Source organism: Erythrobacter sp. NFXS35, from assembly GCF_040148725.1.
In the GTDB taxonomy this organism is placed as follows: domain Bacteria; phylum Pseudomonadota; class Alphaproteobacteria; order Sphingomonadales; family Sphingomonadaceae; genus Erythrobacter.
Window position 1 is genome coordinate 64,387 of sequence record NZ_JAGDEB010000004.1, and the last position, 19,700, is coordinate 84,086.

The following is a 19,700-nucleotide window of genomic DNA, read 5'->3' on the forward strand; positions in this document are numbered from 1 at the left end:
AGGTTCAATACCGTGAGGAGACCAAAATGACCTGACCCCATCGTCAGCCAGAACGGGGAGCTTTGCGTGAGGCTCCCCGTCCGCATCAGATCACGCGCCAACCACCGCTCCCGCAGGGGAGTTTTTCCGCCGCAGGTCCAGTCCGGACGCTGCGGCTTTTTTGTATGCAAAGGAAACACGAAATGCCAAAATCCAAGAAATCCGCTAGCGGCCGTGCGAGCGTCCGCAGCGTAGTGCCAAGCGATCGCCGTTCCGGTCCGCCCACGGTTCCCCAGCGCCTCGTCCTTGGCAATCATGAAATCACTGCCGACGAAATCCTGCGGATTCCCGAGCGCCGTCCCTATGGCGAAGGGCCTTGGGAACGCGAGCCCGACCGGGTTGCATGGATCGACGCCCAGACTTCCTATCCGTGCCTGATCTTGCGACAGCCGGACGGCACGTTGGCGGGCTTTGTGGCCGTGAAGCCCGACCACCCGCTGTGGCGTTTCGAGCGTGACGCGATCCCAACCAGCGTCGTGATCAAGGTGCACCGCGGTATCGACTATGCAGCGATCTGCCGCGAGGATGATCCGCCGAGTGTCCGCATCTGTCACCCAGGTGACAATGCTGTTCGCGGGAGGGTGATAGCGACTCCCGGCATTGCCGACATCGATGTCGACGGCGGCCATGCCGCTTGGTGGTTTGGGTTCAACTGCAACAAGGCCAGTGACTTCCTTCCCGAGGGGTATGCGCTCAACGATGAGGACCGCGAGGATGGCCCCCGCGAATATCGCGACATCGCCTATGTGGCCGATCAGACGGTAAGCCTCGCGCGCCAGCTGAAGGCACTTCAGGCCAACCCGCCCGTCGGAACTGAAGGCGCTGCCGATAGCGGCGTTCCCCTCGTGCTGGGGAACCATTCGAAGGCACTCAGGCTGCGCAAGGGAGGTCGCGATGATGTCTAAGTGGATACCGGACCCGCGCGGCTACGCGAATGCGCGCCTCGTCGACTTGCCGTGGGGCTATTGGCTCCGCAAGGACCCTGACGCTAAGGGATTTGTCGATGAGAACGGCGGGGTGTGGGAGAGCCTGCGCCACTATCTCTGGCAAGGTCGGCTCTCCATGGGCTCCGGCTTGAACATCGACCTTGCTTGTGAGCAGCTGCTGGCCGTGCTTCACGCCGCAAGCAACCGCCGAGTGAGCCGGGAAGAGACAGTCCACGAATTCTTCTTCGAGGTCTGGCGCGAGTCGTGGCATTACCTTGCTTGGCTGGAGGCGCAGGATCTCACGGAACGCCGCGAAGTCACGGTCGAGGCCCGGGCAATCATGCGAATGCTGGCCGCAACGCGCAGAAGGGACGTAGCCGACCTTGCCCCGCTCGACTTTCCCACCCTGCACCCGTGGAACGGCCTCGATTACGGGGCAACTCGTGCTGAGCGAGAGCAGGTCATGGCAGCCCTCGAGGCGATGGGCCGGGCGCTGCGCTATCGCTTTGTGCGCGAGCCGATAGCGGGCAGGCCCGCAATCAAACTGATCGGCAGCGAACTGGGCAACACCACCCCGCTGACGCGCGTGCTGTGGACGCTCACGTTCGTCGACGACTACGCACGTGATCGCCAGTTCGCCTGGATCGCTCACCGCCTCGACCGCTGGCAGAGCTGGGGCGAGCTGGCGGCCGAACACGGGGCGCGGGCGCTCAGCGAGCATCTGTTGCTGTTGAAGTTCGCGGACGAGCAGATCGACTGCGCCTAGCGGGCTTCGCGGCTGCGCATTCTCCACGAAAGCAGCCCAATCCTGCTTTGCTCAGTCCTCACCATCACCTGAAACGGGGATCTGGCTAGCATCCTGTCGGTCCCCTGCACGTGCTTTCGCAAGCAGGCGGCGCTCCTCCGAGCGCCGCCTATTTCGCGTTCTGCCGTCCCGCCCTCTTTGCCCTTCCAACCACCAGGCTGACTCATGTCCCAACTCGTCCATCCGAATATCTTGTCCGCGGTCGTGATCATCCGCACCCGGCCCGAGCACCGACCACGCTCTCTGATCAGTTCGCTTGCATTGTTTTCGGTGACCCGCTCGGGCGAAGCGGAGGCGCGCTTCGCGCTTCACCACGCTTTCTTCGATCCGACCCAGACACGCGCCGAGATCATCGACGGTCTGGCCAAGCGTTTGCCTCAGGGCAGCGAACTGTTGGTCTGGCACACAGTCTCCCCGGTGGAGCGGCTGTTCAGAGCACATACGAGCGGCGACATCTTCCCCAGCGATGCCGAACTGGTCCTGCGTCAGCGGCCGGATATCACACTCTTGCCGCTGCATGTATCCGGCGCGCAGCTGCGCAAACCCGTGAGGCCAAGAAATGGACCGTCGAGAAGCTGGCCGCCCGAACGGGTCTATCGACCGAACGCGTTGCCAACCTCGAGACAGGGAAGGGCGATGTGAAGGACCTGCTGATCGTCCTGACGGTCTTGGCGCCGGGTTACCGCCGCCGTTCAAGTCCGCTGGCGAAAGATGCGCAAGACAAGGATTGTCGCTTCACGCCTCCGGCAATCGTCCAAGCGATCCACTCCGCGTTCGGCAAGGTCGACCTTGATCCCTGCGCGCATTCCCGTAGCCCCATGCAGGCCGACAATCAGATCAGAAAGGAGACTGGCGGAGACGGCCTGAACGAAGAATGGGAGGGGCGCCTTGTCTTCGTCAATCCGCCTTACAGCCGCGCGTCCCAATGGCTCGCCAAGGTCAATGCCGAATGGGACAAAGGCAAGATCGACACCCTGCTCTGTCTCAGCAACGCGAAAAACGACGCAGCGGCCTTGCATGATGCCCTGGGGGGCGGTGCATGGGTTTTCTTGTTCAAGGGACGCCTTAAGTACGTGAAACCCGATGGCACCAGTGAACCGTCACCGCAGGCATCGATGATGATTGCATACGGCACGAGCCAGTTTCAGCGTGAGACTTTCGCTGAATTGATTGCGGGATCGTGGCTGGCTCTTGCGCCTTGATGTGTCCGCTATGCGGACCAGGCACCTTGGTCCGCCCACAGGTCGCGTTTCAGGGTCGGTAAATCATCCGACACTTTGGTCGAGCCAGCCGTGACTTCAGCGGCGCGTGCAAAGGGCCATCGGTTGCGGAAGACGCACGACACTGCCGATACGGCCTGCGGTTTCTGGGCCTGGGTTCTCAGGCCGCAAGCGCGTTGTCTCGCCAGCCACGGTCGTTGCTGGCGCCTCATAAGCGGAGGGTTCTGAGACGTGAGACGTCCAGTCCAGTTGTTTAATGCAATCAGCTACTTGCGCTCCTGCGGCATGGGCGAGGCTTGATGCCCGGCACATTCCTGCGCCCCATTGGCACCAGAGAGCCAAGCTGGCTCAGGAAGGAGGGCTCAAATGGCCGAAAACGGCTCCATGAGTGGATACACCCGCGTATCGAAAGCCGATGGCAGGCAGGTCCATGATCTGCAGTTCGATGCGCTCATCGCCGCAGGCGTTGATCCCAAGCGGATTTATCAGGACAGCATCTCGGGTGCCCGGAATTGCAGACGGGGGCTGAACGCTTGGAAAGCTGTTCGATCTCTACATTAGGATGACCGGCGCAAAGGCCACAGGGGGGAAAGCGGCGTGAGAACACCCAGTGCGGATTTTGATCCCGACTTTCTCACATTAGCGAACTCGTTATATCAAAAAGCCCCGTCAAACTGACATAACTCTTGCGCTGTGGCGCGATCCTGACATAAGCGAATTCATATCGCAAAATCAGGGGCAGTTTCTGAACTATGAATCTGGCGGACTATCGTGCGGGCGAACCAGAGGAGCGGTATGAATATCGCGCCTTCCTGCCGCAGCCGATCCATCATCCTTGGGTCATTGCCGATCCCGAACTGCTGCAACTGCTTGGGCAGGCAGACCGTGCGCTGGGTGAACTCAACGCTTTCTCGCAGCTTATCCCCGATATTGCCTTCTTCATCCGGATGCATGTCGCCAAGGAAGCGACACAATCAAGCCGCATCGAGGGCACGCAGACGAATATCGAAGATGCGTTCAAAAGCGCCGACGATCTCAATCCCGAAGAGCGCGACGACTGGGGCGAGGTGCAGAACTACATTCAGGCAATCAATCATTCGATCAATCGCCTGCCCGAACTGCCGCTCTGCAATCGGCTGCTGCGTGAAACCCACGCCATCCTGATGCAGGGGGTGAGAGGCGAACAAAAGATGCCCGGGGAGTTCCGGGTGAGCCAGAACTGGATCGGGGTCAGTCTCAAGAACGCGGTCTTTGTGCCTCCGCATCACGACCATGTGCCCGATCTGATGAGCGATATGGAGAAGTTCCTCCAGGACAGCACGATTGTGGTGCCGCCGCTTATCAAGATTGCCATCGCCCACTACCAGTTCGAAACGATCCACCCGTTTCTTGATGGGAATGGTCGCCTGGGGCGGCTGATGATCTCGCTCTACCTTGCGAGCGAGGGATTGCTTCACCAGCCTGCGCTTTACCTGTCTGACTATTTCGAGCGCAACAAAACCGCTTATGTCGATCATCTGATGGCGGTGCGGCAGGGCAACCATATGCGCGAATGGCTCATTTTCTTTCTCTTTGGGGTTGAGGAAACGGCGCGGGCTTCGGCCGGGGTGTTTCGAGCTATCCTGGCCTTGAAGGAGCGGATCGAGCGCGAGGTCTTGCCGCGGTTCAGCGCGCGCCGTCAGGACAACGCTCATGCAATCATGCGCAATCTGTATGCGCGCCCGATCCTCGATGTGAAGTCGGTCACAGCCATTACGGGAAGCTCGACAAACACGGCGGCGGCGCTGATCAACGATCTCGTCAGCTACGGGGTTCTGGTTGAACTGACTGGCCAACGGCGCAACCGCCTGTTTGCGTTTGACGAATATATTTCATTGTTCAGAAGGTAGCGATGACCTCTGCTCGCCCCGTCCCCGCCGTATCGTTCCAGACCGCCCGCAGCGGCGCTTCGACCAATGCCAATGAACTTGGCATGCGACCCATGCAGGAGCGCGCCTATAACAAGCGCGGCGAGCAATACCTGCTGATCAAGTCGCCCTCGGCCTCGGTCAAGGATCTGCGCCTTCAGCCCGGATGAGAGTCGGTCTGTGCCCGAAATCTGTACCCAAATTTCAGACAATGCAGAGGCGTTGTACATCGCGGGAAAAGCAGATGTGGGCGTGCCCACCGTCGCTTTGGGCAGACGCTAACATGAGACCGGCAACGTGTTAAAGGATCAATGATTATCCTAACACGATGAAGCCAACGTGGCGCTGCAATGCCAATCGCCCCCACGCGAAATCAGGCGCCGCTGCCAGCGCGACGTACGCGCGCTATAATGGTGCTTCCAACAGCGAGGGCCTGAGACGCGAGACGTCCTATCCAGTTCTCCCATCCAATCAGGCACTTGTGCCGCTTCTGCATTGGCGAGGCTTGATGCCCGGCACGTTCCTGCGGTCCATTGGCACCAGAGAGCCAGACTGGCTCAGGAAGGAGGGCTCCTATGGCCGAAAACGTTTCCATGATCGGATACACCCGCGTATCGAAAGCCGATGGCAGGCAAGTCCATGACCTGCAGCGCGATGCGCTCATTGCCGCAGGCGTTGATCCCAAGCGGATCTATCAGGACAGCATCTCGGGTGCTCGCGATAGCAGGCCGGGGCTGGATGCATGCCTCGCCGTTTTGGCCCCCGGAGACACGCTGGTGATCTGGAAACTCGACCGGCTCGGCCGCAGCCTTCGCCATCTGGTCAACACAGTCGGCGAGTTGACCGCTCGCGGGATCGGTCTGAAAGTCCTCACCGGCGAAGGATCGATGATCGACACTACCACAGCCAGCGGGCGGCTCATGTTCGGGATTTTCGCCGCCCTTGCTGAATTCGAGCGCGAGCTGATTATCGAGCGCACTCGGGCCGGCATCGCCGCGGCGAAGGCCAGAGGCAAACACTGCGGCAGGCCATCCGAGATGACCCCAAGGAAGATCCGCCTGCTTCAGAAGGCCATGAGCAAACGTGAGAAATTCGTGGTCGATTTCGCCGCCGACATCGGCATCTCCAAGGCGACTGCATATCGCTACGTCGGCCCGAACGGCGAGCTTCGTGCCGATGCCAAGCGCGTGCTGGAGATGAAGGGGGAGGGGCAGGGGAAATCGTCGTAGCGAAGCGTGGCCTTCCGATGGGGCTGCATAACCGGGAGTGGGACTTAACGGTCATTATCAAGTGCGGTGCTGAGCGTCCGGTCTTGCCAAGAGCCGACGCTTAGAGGTTATCTGATCGAAGCCGCACAGCGGCTTCAACTGCGCCGGAAGCCACATGTCGGCATTAAGGGAGCGCCTTCAGGGCATTTTATGGCGGCACGTGGATGGGAGGGCGAATGTCGGCTTTGCGGAAGGGGTAACTCTGGATGTCGCGCGCCCGGGCAAGATCGGTAGCGCCGGACTAGCCGGAGCCCCACCCTAGGCTGATAGCTGGGCGACAAGGGCTTTGGCCACCGGGTCGCGCGAACGCACTTTCAGCGTGGCTTCCGCAAAGGAGGCTGAGGCAATTGTGGTAACGCCTTTCCATCGGCGCCCGCCGTCCGACCTGGGCAGCCTGGGAAGGTGATTGAGCAATGTGCCGGTGGCGTTGATCGATGACGTGACGCTGCATTTCCAATGCGACGGCTCGGCGCATTGGCGGGTGGGTGCCAAAGCTTACCGCCCGGCAAAGCCATTTCACAGGGCTTAATAGGCCAGAGACGTTAGCCCATCTGGCGCTTCTTACGGCTTGCGAAGGCACGCCCTATGCAAGCCGAAGCGAGTTCCGTCGGGGACGCGAACGGGACCGGCCCACGGGGCCCGCCCCGAATAGCCCCCATTTCTCGAAATGGCGAATTACTGGGGCGCCGCGCTCAAGATCTTGCCATCGATCACCACACCGACCGCGTGGGAGGTGTATTCGAACGGATCGCCGTCAAACAGGGCAACGTCACCGTCCTTGCCGATTTCAAGCGAGCCGACCCGGTCCCCGACCCCGATGATACGGGCAGCGTCGATTGTCACGCTGGCAAGCGCATCGTTCCAGCTCAGCCCGTTGGCGGCGGCAACGGCCGCTTCGAACAACACCACGCGGGTCTTGGGGACGTAGCTTTCGTAGCTGGACTGATAGGCGAACGGGATGCCCGCCTGCCGCAGCACCGCTCCGGTGGTGAAGCTGGCGTTTTCGAACTCGCCATATTGCCGCATCATCGGCGGGTGGAGGATCACCTTCACCCCGGCCGCCTTGATCGCGTCGGTCAGCAGATAAGCTTCCGCCGCGCCATCGAGCACCAGATCGATACCGAATTCCTGCTTCAGCCGCAGCGCGCTCATGATGTCCTGCGCGCGGAGGGCGGTGACCAGCAGCGGCAGCTTGCCCGCCAGCACGTCGCGCATCACCTTCGTTTCGAGGCCGGGCGGCGTGTCGGCGTCGGTCTTATCGCCGTCTTTCTTGCCGCTGGCGGGCTTCGCCGCATCACTCTGTTTGGCGCTGATCAGCGCCTGCCGCAGCATCGCCATCTGCTTGGCGCGGGTGCCGGGAGCCTTGCCGCTTTCGGCCAGAGCCGAAGGGCCGAGATTGGCTGCAACCATCGCCTGTTCCACGATCACCGCCGCATCGGCGGTGTTGCCGACTGTCTTCGCGATCATGGTCTGGCCGGATATCAGCGCGCCCGGCCCGTGGCCGGTGTGAATGGTGGTGACGCCGAAGCCGCGCAGCCATGCCACCAGCGCTTCCTGCGGATTATAGGCATCGATCGCGCGCAGCTGCGGCTGAAGCGGTGCGCTCTCGTCGAGCTGATCCTGATCGTGCGGCTGGTTGAGATAGCCTGCGAGGCCGACCACGGTGCGGGCGTCCACCAGTCCGGGAGTGACGACCTTGGCTTCGACTACAGTGAAGCCTTCCGGGATCGGGGTGGTCGTCGCCGGACCGACCGCAACAATCCTGCCGTCGTCGATCACCACCACGCCATCCCGGATCACCGGGCCGGCCATGGTGTGAATCTCCTCGCCCTTGACGGCGATATCCTGTGCGTGGGCAGCCGGGGCCAGCGCAAGCGCGCTCGCGGCGACGAGCCAATATCCGGTCATGCGCATCAGTGTTCGCCCTCCGCCTCGGCAATTTCCCAGTGGTGGTGCGAGGCCTCCATCGGGCTGCCCGCGCCATAGCCGCCGGTCGCCATGAGCAGATCTTCCGGGCGGCTCCGGTCGAACAGTTTTTCGCCTTCAACCCAGGTTTCGAGCACATTGGTATAAGTCGAGAGCGGATCGCCATTGAGCACGATGAAGTCGGCATCCTTGCCGACCTCAAGCGAGCCGACGCGGGCATCCAGCCGCATCTGCTTCGCCCCGTTGATCGTCAGTGCCCGCAGGGCACCATCGTGGCTCATTCCCCCGCGCACCGCCAGCGCCGCCTCGCGCAGCATCATGCGCGAATCCACGATCGGGTCGTCCGAATGGATCGAAACCAGCACGCCCGCGCGTTCGAGGATCGCGGCATTGTCCATCTTGAGATCCGCTGTCTCGAGCTTGCCCCCAGGCGCGTCGAGCGTGATGTTCGACACCGGGATATTCGCCTCGGCGAGTTCCTCGGCCACCTTCCATGTCTCGGTGCCGTGCTGGATCAGCACGTCGAAGCCGAATTCGCGCTTCAGCCGGAGCACCGTCATGATGTCGTCGGCGCGGTGGGTATGAAAGTGGACCAGCCGATCGCCCGAAAGCACCTCGCACAAAGCTTCCTTGGCGAGATCGCGCTGCTTGCGGTCGCCGTCGCAATAGGCCTTGGCCGCAACGAAGTTCTCGCGCACCAGGGAAGCCGACTTCGCACGCGTGCCGGGGAAGCCGCTGCCGCCCATCGGGTTCGTGCCGTTGGCCATCTTCATGCCGCCCAGGGCTCCGCCGTCCTTCCATTCGAAGGCGATGTCTTCGACCGTCTTTCCGTCGCGCAGCTTCATGTAATAGGTCTGGCCGCTCATGAGGTGGCCCGAACCGGGCATGACATTGGCGGTCGTCACGCCGCCGGCGCGGGCCTTGGCGATGGTCGAGGAGAGCGGATCGACCGAATCCAGCGCCCGTACCTCGGGCTGGATCGGGCCGGAACCGTCCGCACCTGCGACCTGACCGATATGCGAATGGGTATCGACGATGCCGGGCATGATGATCCGCCCTTCCATCGCCCGCCGCTCGGCATCGGCGGGAACCGCGACATTGCTGCCGACCGCGACGATTCGGCCATCTCGGATCACCAGCGTGCCGTTGTTGATCGTCTCGCCTGCCATGGTGAGGATCCGCGCGCCGGTGAAGGCAATCGTGCGATCCTGCGCGGCGAGCGGGCCGCCTGCCAGTGCCAAAGCGGCAGTGGACATTGCCGCAAGGCCTTGAAGCATTCGGCATCCCGACTTCGAATGGATCACGAAGCGCACCTCCCCATGTTCGTTGTGTTCTAGCCTCAAAACTCAGTGTCTCCTAGACGATCAGTTGAATGTTATGTGCTTGACAGCGTTTGGCTCTTTTCTGAAGCGACCTCACCGCAGCGAGGTGAAGCGTGCTGCGGAAAAGGCCATGCTCAGGTCAAGCCGCCGCAGCGCCAAGGACGTAAGCTAGGTGTTTCAGTTTGCCGTCGTCTGCGGATTGGCTACGAGTGATCTAGCCGCACATTTGCGTGAAGCGCTGAACCCGCGATCGAGGGTCGGGCACACGCTTCACCCTCCTGTACCGGAGACGGCGAATGGATCGACCATGTCGCCTAGGCATCGATGCGGGACGCCAAAGCTGCCACTACGAAACCGGAACAGGCGGCATAGGCCGAGCCATTTATGAGCACGATCGCTCCATCCTCGTTGGTCATGCGTTAAGCGATAACGATGTCGAAACCGCTCCATCGCATGCTGGAGCCAAACGTCTAGAACTGTCGGGATACCTGCAAGCCGATCGTGCGCGGGCGCAAGGTCGACTGGCGGAGTGTTCCGGTGATGGGGGACAGCCCGTTGGTCGACAGGAGCACCGGTTGATTGTTTGTCAGGTTATCCACGAACAAGGCCAGATCCAGCCCGGTATCTGTCGTCAATCCGGCACGCAGCGAGGAACGGTCGTAGCTGTCGGCCATGAACACCAGCGGATTGTGACCGAGGCGCCCAGGTGGTTGCGTCCGTACCGAAGAACCGATGTACTGGTAATCGCCGCGCAGGTAGAACTCCAATCTATCCGATACCGGATAAGAAATTTCTCCATTAAGTGCGGCTGTCCAGTCGGGAATGCCGACCAGCGGGTCGCCTGAAATCGAGATTACCCCTTGTTCGCCGGTATCGGCATTAGGCGGGGCAAGGATGTCCGATGTGAGTTGGGCGTCAACATAGCCAATTCGTGCGCCCAGCGTCAGCCACTCAAACGGCCTTGCCTGCATTTCGAATTCGAACCCGCGACTGCGGGCAGTGCCGAGGTTGTCGACGAATGCGAAGCCGCAATTGGGCAGGGCGATTTCCTGTTGTATGTCAGTCCAATCAAGCTGGTAGACGGCTAAGTTCACCGCCAGCTTGCGCTGAAACAGATCGGCCTTGGCGCCGACTTCGTAGCTCCACAACGCGTCGGAATCGAAATTCTCCGGAACAATTCCGCCGAAAGCCGCGAGGTCGGCCGCGCACCTGTCGGCTGGAACGGGGGCATTGACGTCGCCAGGACGGAAGCCACGCTCTGCTGTTGCATAAAGCAGCGGACCGTCGTCGAATTGGTAGCTCAGCCCGAATTTCGGAGTGATTGGTGTGTCTGACTGTGTGCCTTGGATGGTCTGGACGCCGCCGTTCAGCGGTCCCTGTGTGGTTCGGTCGAAATCGACGCTGGAGCGCGAGATACGAACGCCAACGCTGGCCTTGAGTTGCGGCGTGATGGCATAGGTGAGATCACCGAAGGCAGCGTATTGTTCGTCGATGGTGCGCGTTGCGCCCTGGAACACGCCTTGATTCGGAAGAACCGGTATGCCCAGCAGGGTTTCTGTATCCACCCCGGTAAGCTCGATGAAGAGCAGGTCGATCGCTTCGTCCCGGACGAATTGATTGAACGTGTCATCAGTGCGGCGATAAAAGGCACCGACAATCCAGGAGAGGGGGCCATCGGAGGTCGACGCAAGACGGATTTCCTGCGTCACGTGCTTCTGGTCGAGCGTGGCGCGGCTTGTTGAAGGAAGGTCCTCGAAACCGGGCAGGAAATCCGCCCCGATGATGAAGTTGGCTTGCAAGGTCGAGTAATCGGTGAGCCCTTCAGAGCGTTTCTTCATAAAGGACGTAATCGAGGTCAGGCTGGCGGACCCGAAATCGTAGTTCACCGTTAGGCTCGGGACGTAGAAATAATCCGTCGCCGGCTGTTCCGAGGTGTTGAACTGGCTGAGGCCTAGCAGTGCAGGCATGAAAAGCGGAAAATCGTCAGTCTCGACTCTCTGATAAAGCAGCGATGGCTTGATCTCGAGGTTTTCGGTGGGGCGCCAGGCAAGAGTAGCGTTCACCGAGAAGACTTCGGAATCGTCGATGTTCTCTTCGATGATTTGATTTGTGGTGCGACTGCGGCGCTCGATGAAACCGCCCTCGCGGCGGTAGGCTGCCGACACCCTGAAGGCGAGTACGTCTTCCACAATCGGCCCGCCGATGGCGCCGGCGATTTCATAGTTCATGTCTCCGCCGTCGACCGAGGCGACTTCGGCGCGGCCCTGGCCGGTGAATTCAGTAAAGCTCGGCCCCCTGCTGACATAGCGGATCGTTCCACCCATCGAGCTTGCGCCATAGAGGGTTCCTTGCGGCCCGCGCAGAACCTCAACCTGGTCGATGTCGAACAAGAACGGGTCGGGATTGGCGGCGAACGGCGTGGGGCGGAACTGCAGTGGCACATCATCAAGATAGATGCCGACTGTAGCCGCGCCCGCAAACGACGAAACGCCGCGGATAAGGGGGGTCCCGCCAGACCCGAATGGCGAAGGCACAACCACCAGCCCGGGAGTCGTCCTTCCAATATCGGCAATCGAGCGCGAGCCCTGACGAACCAGTTCGCGATTGTCGAGCGCTGTAATCGAGATCGGCACGTCGGAAAGGCTTTCCGATCGTTTGCGCGCAGTCACGATGATTTCTTTCGCCGCACCGTCGTCAGTGCTTTGTGGTGTGACCTCAGTGTTCGCCTGCGGCATCGACTGCTGCTGCGTCTGAGCGGCGGCACCTGCAGGAAGCACCGGCATCGCCAAACCGGACGCTGTTGCCAGCATTACGCTGCGGACGATCTTAAGTTTTTTGACTTGCATGCGGAGCCTCCCCCCGATTAAACCAGACTTATTGATGTACGATCTTTGATCAAACATCAAGAGGGTTCGATTACGTGCTTGAACGCTGGCTCCGCTGATCATCGGGTTCATAGCCAAACACTGTAATTCAGTGGGTTAAGGTATATTTTTGGCAAATTTCACGTCAGTGACGTGACTTGGATGAAATGCCAGCTGGAGAAATCGAGATGAGACTTTCGAAACAGTTCCGAAAAACGCTCCAGGGGGCCGCTCTCGCGTTGTCCTGGCTGGCGGCAAGCGGTTCTGCTGCAGCGCAGAGCAAGGCGGATGAGGCTCCGCACGCGCGCCCGGCGATCTCCGAGGGAATGGTTGAGATTGTGCGTGATCGCTGGGGTGTCCCAAGCATATTTGCCACCGACGAGGCTGATGGCTATTTCGGCCTCGGGTACGCAATGCTGCAGGACCAACCGGAGCGATTTTTTGTCCGCATCCTTTGGGGCCGCGGGGAACTTGCCAGCACCATCCCAGCCGGTTCTATTCCTGCTTTCCTCGCTCAGGTCTTCCCCTCCGATGCACCGATGCAGGAAAAGCTGGTGGAACTGGATTTCCAAGCGCGCCTTTGGGACCTGAAAGGCCGAGCGTCAGCCTTCATCGATAAGCTCGATCCACAAGTCCGGGCCAATTACGTGGCCCTGCTGCGCGGGGTGGATGCCTATATTTCCGCCCATCCGGAGGCGGTTCCTGCTTGGCGTCCCCGGGACATCGACCTCGCCGATGTTATCGCTTCGGCGCAGATCGACCTGTGGCTTGGCTACCAAGGCGGCATCGGCCTTGGCGATTGCGGCCGTGGAGGCGCGGAGTTCTTTAGTCCGGCTCAGCCGCCCGACGTGAACGAGCAGGGTTTCTCCAACGAATGGGCCCTGATGCCGACCCGGACATCGACCGGCGGCGCGATCCTGCTGTCGGACCCGCACGGGCCCATGGATGGGCGGGCATCATACGAGGTTCGGCTCCAGGCGGGAGACCTGAACTATGCTGGCCTGCTGCACGGTCCGCTCCCGATCGTCGGGCGCAACGCAAAGCTGGCTTGGGCGGTCACCACCGGATCACCTGACGTGGCCGATTGCTACGCGATCACAGTCGAAGAAGAAAACGCAGACAGCTACCTGTTCGATGGCGAGCCGCGACCGATCATCAACAAAGAGGTCGAAATCAGCGTGCTGGGCCAAGCTGCGCGCAAGTTCCGCTTCCGCTATGCCGAGGTCAACGGGATCATGTCCCCCATTGTCGGCGAAAAGGATGGCGTGCTTTACGCCGTCAGTACGCCGTATCTCGAACGTCTGGCGGACTTTCACAACATCGCCAACCGGCTGGCGAAGGCAGAAACGGTCGATGATTTCCGCGTTGCGCTGGGGGACGGGGGCTTTTTCCCACAAAACCTGCTGGCTGCCGATAGCAAGGGCGACATTCTGTATGCGCGGAACGGACTGACGCCCGTGCGCTCCGATCCTGCGCTTGACTGGACCCGCCCGGTTCCCGGCAATTCATCGGCCTTCCGTTGGAGTGGGCTGCATAGCGCCGAAGATATGCTGACAATCAAATCGCCGACGTTGGGGTATCTCCAAAACAACAATGTCGATCCCCGCTTCATGGATGAAAAACCGCATCCGGAAGTAGCCGGGCTTCCGGAGTATTATTTTGCCGACGGCATCATTGCGGCCGGTATGAGCAATAACAGGTCGATGAGGTTCCTTGAGGCCATCGGTCAGAAATCAAACTTTTCAGAAGCTGACGCAAGGGCGCTTGCCTTTGACACCGCATTGGTTGGTACCGATGCATGGCTGCGGATCGTGCGCCGCGTGGCCGTATCATCGAGTGACCCATTTACCAGCGATCTGCTCAGCTTCGACGGGCGGATGGAAAAGGGTTCCACGGCGGCGCTCAAATATATCTACTGGCGCGAGGCCTTGCGCGAAGAACTGGTCCTTTCGGATGTCGAGGAATTGCGCGCCGCTCTGGACGGCGGCGGGTTATCAAGTCAACTTGCTAGCAAGGCACAAACCGCGCTGACCGTGGCCGCCGCCCGCCTCGCCGAGGCGCCGAACGGCTTTGCCCGGCGGTATGGCGAGGAGTTCCGGATCGCCACCGGCGCGGGTTCAGCGCCGATGTCGGGCGGGGCGACCGATCCGTTTTCACCCCAAGATCCGCGCTACCCGCCTGACTGCCGGGCCAATGCGACTGCATGCGGCATTACACTGCTGGCTGCGGATTTTACTGCAGCCAACGCGGATTGGCAGCGATTCGTTTATGCCGGGTCAAGCCGCATGCAGCTCCATTTCCTCTCGCCGACTGGCATCCGCTCCTACACATACGTGAACCCCGGCATCAGCGATGATCCTGCTTCTCCGCACGCGCACGACCAGAGCGAAGAATTGGTCGCCATGCAGACGTTGAAGCCGGTGCCGTTCGATTGGGACGAACTGTCCACCAGCATCGAGTCCCGGCTATCACTGCAAACCACGAGGTAAACGATCATGAAGAAGAAATGGCGCTTCGCGGTACAGGCTGCTTCGCTTCCGCTGGTCATGCTGGGAGGCCTGACCGGCGCGGCCAGAGCCAACGATTTTGGCGTGGCGGATGTTTCCGCCCTGCGCGCACCAATCGATCTGGAAGAACAGGGCGAGGGCGCCAGCACCGAATTCATGACGCCAAAAGGCGAGACACGCCTTATCGAATTCACCACGACCGAGGCGACCAACGTTTCCGTCGATGCCTCTCCGGATGGCCGCTGGCTGGTGATGGACCTGCTCGGCCACGTCTGGCGTCTTCCGGTCGAAGGCGGCCAAGCGGAATCGATGACGCAGGGATCGGGCGTCGCACTGAACTTTCACCCACGCTATTCGCCCGATAGCCGACACATCGCGTTCATTTCGGATCGGTCCGGGCAAAACAATGTGTGGGTGATGAATGCCGATGGGTCTAAGCCGCGAGCGCTGCTGCTGGACAAGGAGACGCGCTTTACTGAGCCGGTGTGGGCGCCGGATGGCAAAAGCGTGGTCGCGGTACGCACCTACAAAACGCCGGGCCGTTCATGGCATCGCCAGAACGAAACATTGTGGCGCCTGTTTCTCGATGGATCGCCGCCGGTTCAGCTCCTCGCTGGCAGGGCTGATCACTACACAATGCCGGCTTTCTCGCCGGACGGTACATCACTGTACTTTAACGTTTCCTTCTCGACCAACTTGGGTAAAGGTCTGCTCAACGCAGGCTGGCGGGTGCTCCGCTACGAGTTTTCGTCCGGCCGGACTTTTAATCTCGATGGGACCGAGTTTACCGGCCTTACGCCCGAATTTCAGGCCACGCTGGATGCTACCGGCTATGCCGAGGTTGCTGGCGGTGCCTTGCCGCCCTCGCTCTCGCCCGTGCCCTCACCTGATGGACGCCTGCTGGCTTTCGCGCGCGAAGTGCCTGGCGAAACGTTCGAATATCGCGGCCACACCTTCGGCCCGCGCACAAGCCTGTTCTTGCGCAACCTCGAAACGGGCGTGGAACGTCGGTTGATCCCGGAGGCCGCCAAGGATGCAACGCGAATGAACGCGCAATATTCCTACCGCGCCTATCCGGGCTTTTCATGGTCGGCGGATGGAAAGTCCCTGTTTGCCAATTATCGTGGACAGATCCACCGGATCGACGTTGCTTCCGGACGCGAGACGGCGATCCCCTTCAGCGCGCATGTCAGGCGGGTCGGGTCTGAACAGGCGCGCGGGAACCGGACGATTGACGATAGAGCGGTGGCTGCCAAATACCTGCAGTGGCCAACAGTATCGCCTACCGGTGACCGCACAGCATTCGAGGCTTTCGGCAGTGTCTGGGTCATGACCACGACCGACGGCGAGGTGCGACCGCTGCTGGAAGACGGTATGGCGAGCGGCATCGAAGGGCAGCAGATGATGCCGACCTTCTCGCCTGATGGCAGTCAGATCGCTTTCGTCACATGGTCAGCACAGGACGGCGGGCAAATATGGCGAATGCCCGCTTCCGGTGGGCGCCCGGTAGCGGTCTCGACCGCACCCGGCACCTTTGCCTATCCAGCGTGGTCCAGTGACGGGCAACGCCTGCTAACCGTCAGGCGCGCCCTTCCCGAGCCGGATGCGCGGGGCTATGACGCTCGGAAAGCTTGGAGCCTGTTCGATAAGTGGACGGTAATTTCTACTGATCTTGTGACACAGGCCGAAAAATTCATCGCCGACATCTCCAGCCTGCGCCCCGCCTATTTCGCTGAAAATGGTTCAGTGCTGATCGAGGAACAGCGCAATCCCGCGGGATTGCAAGGGCTAATGGATCCGTTCCCGCCGCAGTCCGCAATCGAGGCGGTGAGCAGCGTTATTTCAGTCGCGCCTGATGGCACCGCCACCACCCTCCTGAACTTCGCACCGCGTGTCGGCGTTGAGCGGACCTGGAACTATCCGGTTGTGTCGCCTGACGGGCAACGCGTGGTGTGGTCATCGGCGGGCAAGACCTACGTTGCCGATCTCCGCGCGCCTCTCTTCTCGGCCCAGACGGTGTTCGATGCTGATCCCAATCTGCCGCGGGAAGGCGTTACCGAAATTAGTGCCGGACAGGGCGGCGAGTATCCCCGCTGGCGCAACAATTCAGTGATCGACTTCGTGTCGAGCGACAGGCTGCTGAGTTACGACACCGACAAAAGCGAACTCGGCGTGCTTCCCATCACCTTGCGCATCCCGCGCAAGAGTGGAGAGCGACCGGTGCTGTTCAAGGGCGGAACGCTCATCACTATGCAACCGGGCTCTCTGCCTGTGACCGGTGACCTGCGGGTAACCGGCGCAAGGATCGCTTGCATGGGGGACTGCCAAGAAGAACCCGGTGACATGGTGATGGACGTCGCCGGCAAATATCTCCTGCCAGGTTTCATTGATGTTCACGCCCATCACTTCGGTCGCCTGCCGATGCTTCCCGAGGTGCTGTGGGAGCGGCCGGAATTCACACTGGATCTCGCATTCGGGGTGACGACAATTGTAGATCCGGCGACTGCGGCATCGTGGGCCTTTCCTTGGGCGCAGGCGGTGGAAGGCGGTATGGTTCGCGGCCCGCGGATCTTCACAACCGCCGATATCGTGATCGGACAGGGAACCACGTTCGGCGACCGGAACGAACTTGATTCGCTCGACGATGCCCGGTTCGAGGTGCGCCGCCGCACGGACTTTGGCGCCATCGCGATCAAGAACTACCGTGTGGCACGGCGGGAGCAACAGCAATGGCTGGCGCAGGCGTCGCGTGAAGTGCCCGTCACCCTTACTGGCGAAGGCGGGCCGCTTCTGGCGAATGTGGGCTTGGCGCTCGACGGCCAGACAGGTTGGGAACACAACGTTTTTGATCTCCCCCTTGCAGGCGACGCAAGCACCTTTTTCGGCAAGGCCGGGATTAATTACTCCCCGACCGTGGGCGTTGCAGGCCACGTCAACGGGGCCAAGGAATACTGGCGAACGCGCTTCGATTTTGCCGGCGACGCGCGTCACCAGCGCTTTGCTGATCCACAGCGGCTGGAAGCGGACAGTCAGCTCCGGCCGCACATGCCCAAACGGGAATTCTCGTTTCCGATAGTTGCGGAAGGTCTCGCCGACATCGTCCGCGCAGGCGGGACCGGCACCGTGGGCGAGCATGGCGAGCAGCCTGGTCTCGGCACGCATTGGGAAATCTGGAGCTACGCGGAAGCGATGACTCCGATCGAGGCACTGCGGCTAGCAACCCTTCACCCGGCGCAATTCATCGGTCTGGACCGTGAACTCGGCTCGCTGGCGGTCGGGAAGATCGCCGATATCCTGGTGCTTGATGCCGATCCGCTCGAAGACGTGCAAAATACGCTGAGCATACGCTATGTGATGCAAGCAGGCGATCTGCTGGAGACCGCCACCTTGGAGTCGGTCACGCCCCGCTGAGCGGGGCCGCAGCACCTGTCGCAGGGGCGGGTGCTGCGGATGCTTCGGTGCGCTGGTACAGGTTACGCCTGAGCACGAGCGTGACCGTGCCGATTACGGCCCAACTGCCCAGAATCAAATACTCGACCGGAAAACCACTGCGCAAAAGCGGGGTGATCAACGCTGAAGCGGCCATCGCTACCGCCGCAAGCAGGGCGAAACCAATGACAAGATAGCCGCCGGGCACGACATATTCGGGCACGGCGGTCTGCTTGCGGCGCAGTGCGAACACCGCTGCGCAGCACAGGACGAAGCTCATCACGCCGGCGGTCGCACTGGTATCGACAAGCAGACCCACCGCGCCTCGACCGAGCAACAGGCCGGTTATATTGATGGCGGCGATGAACAAAATGATCCGGTACGGAGAGCCGAAGCGCGGGTGCAGTTGCGTGAGTGCCGGGCTCAGGAAACCGCGTGACGCCAGCCCGAAAAGAATGCGCGTGCCCACAAAGAAGATGCCGTTCCACGTTTTCAGCAAGGAGGCGAGCAGGACCAGCAGCAGGATACGCACCAATGTATCGCCCATTGGCAGGCCGCGCACAGCCTGCACCATCGCCAGGTCCGCGGTCGCCAGTTCGGACCATGGCTCCATCATTGATGCGGCTGTGACCGCCAGGCAATAGAACAGCGCAGCCGCTGCGATCGATACGATCATTACGCGCGCGACGGTTCGCAGCGAAACACCGCTGGCGCGTTCCTCGACCGCCTGTGCGATCGATTGAAAGCCGTTGAGGAGGAATGCGCAGCTTGCGAAAATGGCAAGGCTGCCCTGCCACCAAGGCGCACCACTGGGCATGGACGGAAAGGCTGGGAGCAGCAGGGCGGTCTCACCGAAAACCATCATCGACAGGATCAGTGCCAGCGCAATTAACAGGAAACCGTAGGTAAGCACTCCCTGGAACCGCGCCGATGAGGTTCCGCCGCGGTAATTGACCCATGCAATCATGGCCGCGCCTGCTGTACCGATAGCCAATTGGTTGCGCGTCACTGCGGTGTCGAGCACTGTATAAAGTACGACGTCGGGAAGGCCGGGGAACAGTAATTCGATGACCCAGGCGACAGCCAGGCCTTCGAATACGGTTACCGATATCCACCCCAAGGCAACGAACCAGCCAACGAAAAAAGCCAGTTTCGGACCAAAAGCTGCAAGCGCGAAGGTGAAGTCGCCGCCGGTCCTGGGGACCCGCGCAGTCAGTTCGGCGTAGCAGGACCCTATCGCGACAACTGCGATGCCGCCGGCAAGAAAGCCAAGCACAGCGCCAAACGGGCCGGCTTCGAACAGCCAGCGATTGAGGATCACAACCCAAGCCGAGCCGATGATCGAGCCAAAACCGAGCGCGAAAAGCTGAAAGCGCCCGATGCTTCCCGTGAGCCGCGGAGCATTATGCATCCCGAATACCTGCCGCGTAATCGCCCATTCTCCACCTCTGCATTCGCCGCCACTTGGGGCTGTTCTGGTTCAAGTG

General features: G+C 61.0%; 15 protein-coding genes. 10 read left to right on the top strand and 5 right to left on the bottom strand.

What is annotated here, in order from left to right; translation table 11 throughout:
- The first annotated feature begins 182 nt into the window (after positions 1-182).
- From J3454_RS15425 to J3454_RS15460, 8 genes are all read left to right on the top strand, one after another.
- Complete coding sequence (locus J3454_RS15425) at positions 183-944, top strand: hypothetical protein (RefSeq protein WP_349514669.1); 762 nt, start codon at positions 183-185, stop codon at positions 942-944.
- Entirely contained in the window at positions 934-1,731 is a 798-nt protein-coding gene (locus tag J3454_RS15430; RefSeq protein ID WP_349514670.1) for a hypothetical protein, read from the top strand. Before J3454_RS15425 ends, J3454_RS15430 begins: the two co-directional genes overlap by 11 nt.
- A 204-nt stretch (positions 1,732-1,935) precedes the next feature.
- Complete coding sequence (locus J3454_RS15435) at positions 1,936-2,412, top strand: hypothetical protein (RefSeq protein ID WP_349514671.1); 477 nt, start codon at positions 1,936-1,938, stop codon at positions 2,410-2,412.
- Positions 2,409-2,972 carry a DNA N-6-adenine-methyltransferase gene (locus J3454_RS15440; protein WP_349514672.1) on the top strand — a complete coding sequence of 188 codons (564 nt, stop codon included), beginning with the start codon at positions 2,409-2,411 and terminating at the stop codon, positions 2,970-2,972. The genes J3454_RS15435 and J3454_RS15440 overlap by 4 nt, the downstream gene beginning before the upstream one ends.
- A gap of 384 nt (positions 2,973-3,356) precedes the next feature.
- On the top strand, positions 3,357-3,551 hold the full coding sequence (locus J3454_RS15445) for a recombinase family protein (RefSeq protein WP_502878616.1): 195 nt from the start codon (positions 3,357-3,359) through the stop codon (positions 3,549-3,551).
- A 191-nt stretch (positions 3,552-3,742) separates the two neighbouring features.
- Positions 3,743-4,879: a Fic family protein gene (locus J3454_RS15450; RefSeq protein WP_349514673.1), complete on the top strand. Its 1,137-nt coding sequence runs from the start codon at positions 3,743-3,745 to the stop codon at positions 4,877-4,879.
- 2 nt (positions 4,880-4,881) lie between these two features.
- Positions 4,882-5,067, top strand: a complete 186-nt coding sequence (locus J3454_RS15455; protein ID WP_349514694.1) for a hypothetical protein — start codon at positions 4,882-4,884, stop codon at positions 5,065-5,067.
- Between the two features lie 405 nt (positions 5,068-5,472).
- Complete coding sequence (locus tag J3454_RS15460; protein WP_349514674.1) at positions 5,473-6,126, top strand: recombinase family protein; 654 nt, start codon at positions 5,473-5,475, stop codon at positions 6,124-6,126.
- 714 nt (positions 6,127-6,840) lie between these two features.
- Here J3454_RS15460 and J3454_RS15465 read toward each other — a convergent pair.
- The 3 genes from J3454_RS15465 to J3454_RS15475 all read right to left on the bottom strand — a co-directional run bounded on the left by J3454_RS15465 (position 6,841) and on the right by J3454_RS15475 (position 12,259).
- Complete coding sequence (locus tag J3454_RS15465; RefSeq protein WP_349514675.1) at positions 6,841-8,073, bottom strand: amidohydrolase family protein; 1,233 nt, start codon at positions 8,071-8,073, stop codon at positions 6,841-6,843.
- 5 nt (positions 8,074-8,078) lie between these two features.
- Positions 8,079-9,347, bottom strand: a complete 1,269-nt coding sequence (locus J3454_RS15470) for an amidohydrolase family protein (protein ID WP_349514676.1) — start codon at positions 9,345-9,347, stop codon at positions 8,079-8,081.
- A gap of 536 nt (positions 9,348-9,883) precedes the next feature.
- Positions 9,884-12,259 carry a TonB-dependent receptor gene (locus J3454_RS15475; protein WP_349514677.1) on the bottom strand — a complete coding sequence of 792 codons (2,376 nt, stop codon included), beginning with the start codon at positions 12,257-12,259 and terminating at the stop codon, positions 9,884-9,886.
- Positions 12,260-12,465: 206 nt separating this feature from the next.
- On the opposite strand from J3454_RS15475, the gene J3454_RS15480 reads away from it, so the two are divergent.
- The gene (locus J3454_RS15480; protein ID WP_349514678.1) at positions 12,466-14,766 is read left to right on the top strand and encodes a penicillin acylase family protein; all 2,301 of its coding nucleotides are present in this window, start codon (positions 12,466-12,468) and stop codon (positions 14,764-14,766) included.
- Here the strand turns inward: J3454_RS15480 and J3454_RS15485 are convergent.
- Complete coding sequence (locus J3454_RS15485; protein ID WP_349514679.1) at positions 14,746-15,054, bottom strand: hypothetical protein; 309 nt, start codon at positions 15,052-15,054, stop codon at positions 14,746-14,748. The genes J3454_RS15480 and J3454_RS15485 overlap by 21 nt on opposite strands.
- On the opposite strand from J3454_RS15485, the gene J3454_RS15490 reads away from it, so the two are divergent.
- Positions 15,037-18,195, top strand: a complete 3,159-nt coding sequence (locus J3454_RS15490; protein ID WP_349514680.1) for an amidohydrolase family protein — start codon at positions 15,037-15,039, stop codon at positions 18,193-18,195. The two genes, J3454_RS15485 and J3454_RS15490, sit on opposite strands and share 18 nt — an antisense overlap.
- Here J3454_RS15490 and J3454_RS15495 read toward each other — a convergent pair.
- Complete coding sequence (locus J3454_RS15495; RefSeq protein WP_349514681.1) at positions 18,182-19,624, bottom strand: APC family permease; 1,443 nt, start codon at positions 19,622-19,624, stop codon at positions 18,182-18,184. The two genes, J3454_RS15490 and J3454_RS15495, sit on opposite strands and share 14 nt — an antisense overlap.
- Positions 19,625-19,700: the final 76 nt, after the last annotated feature.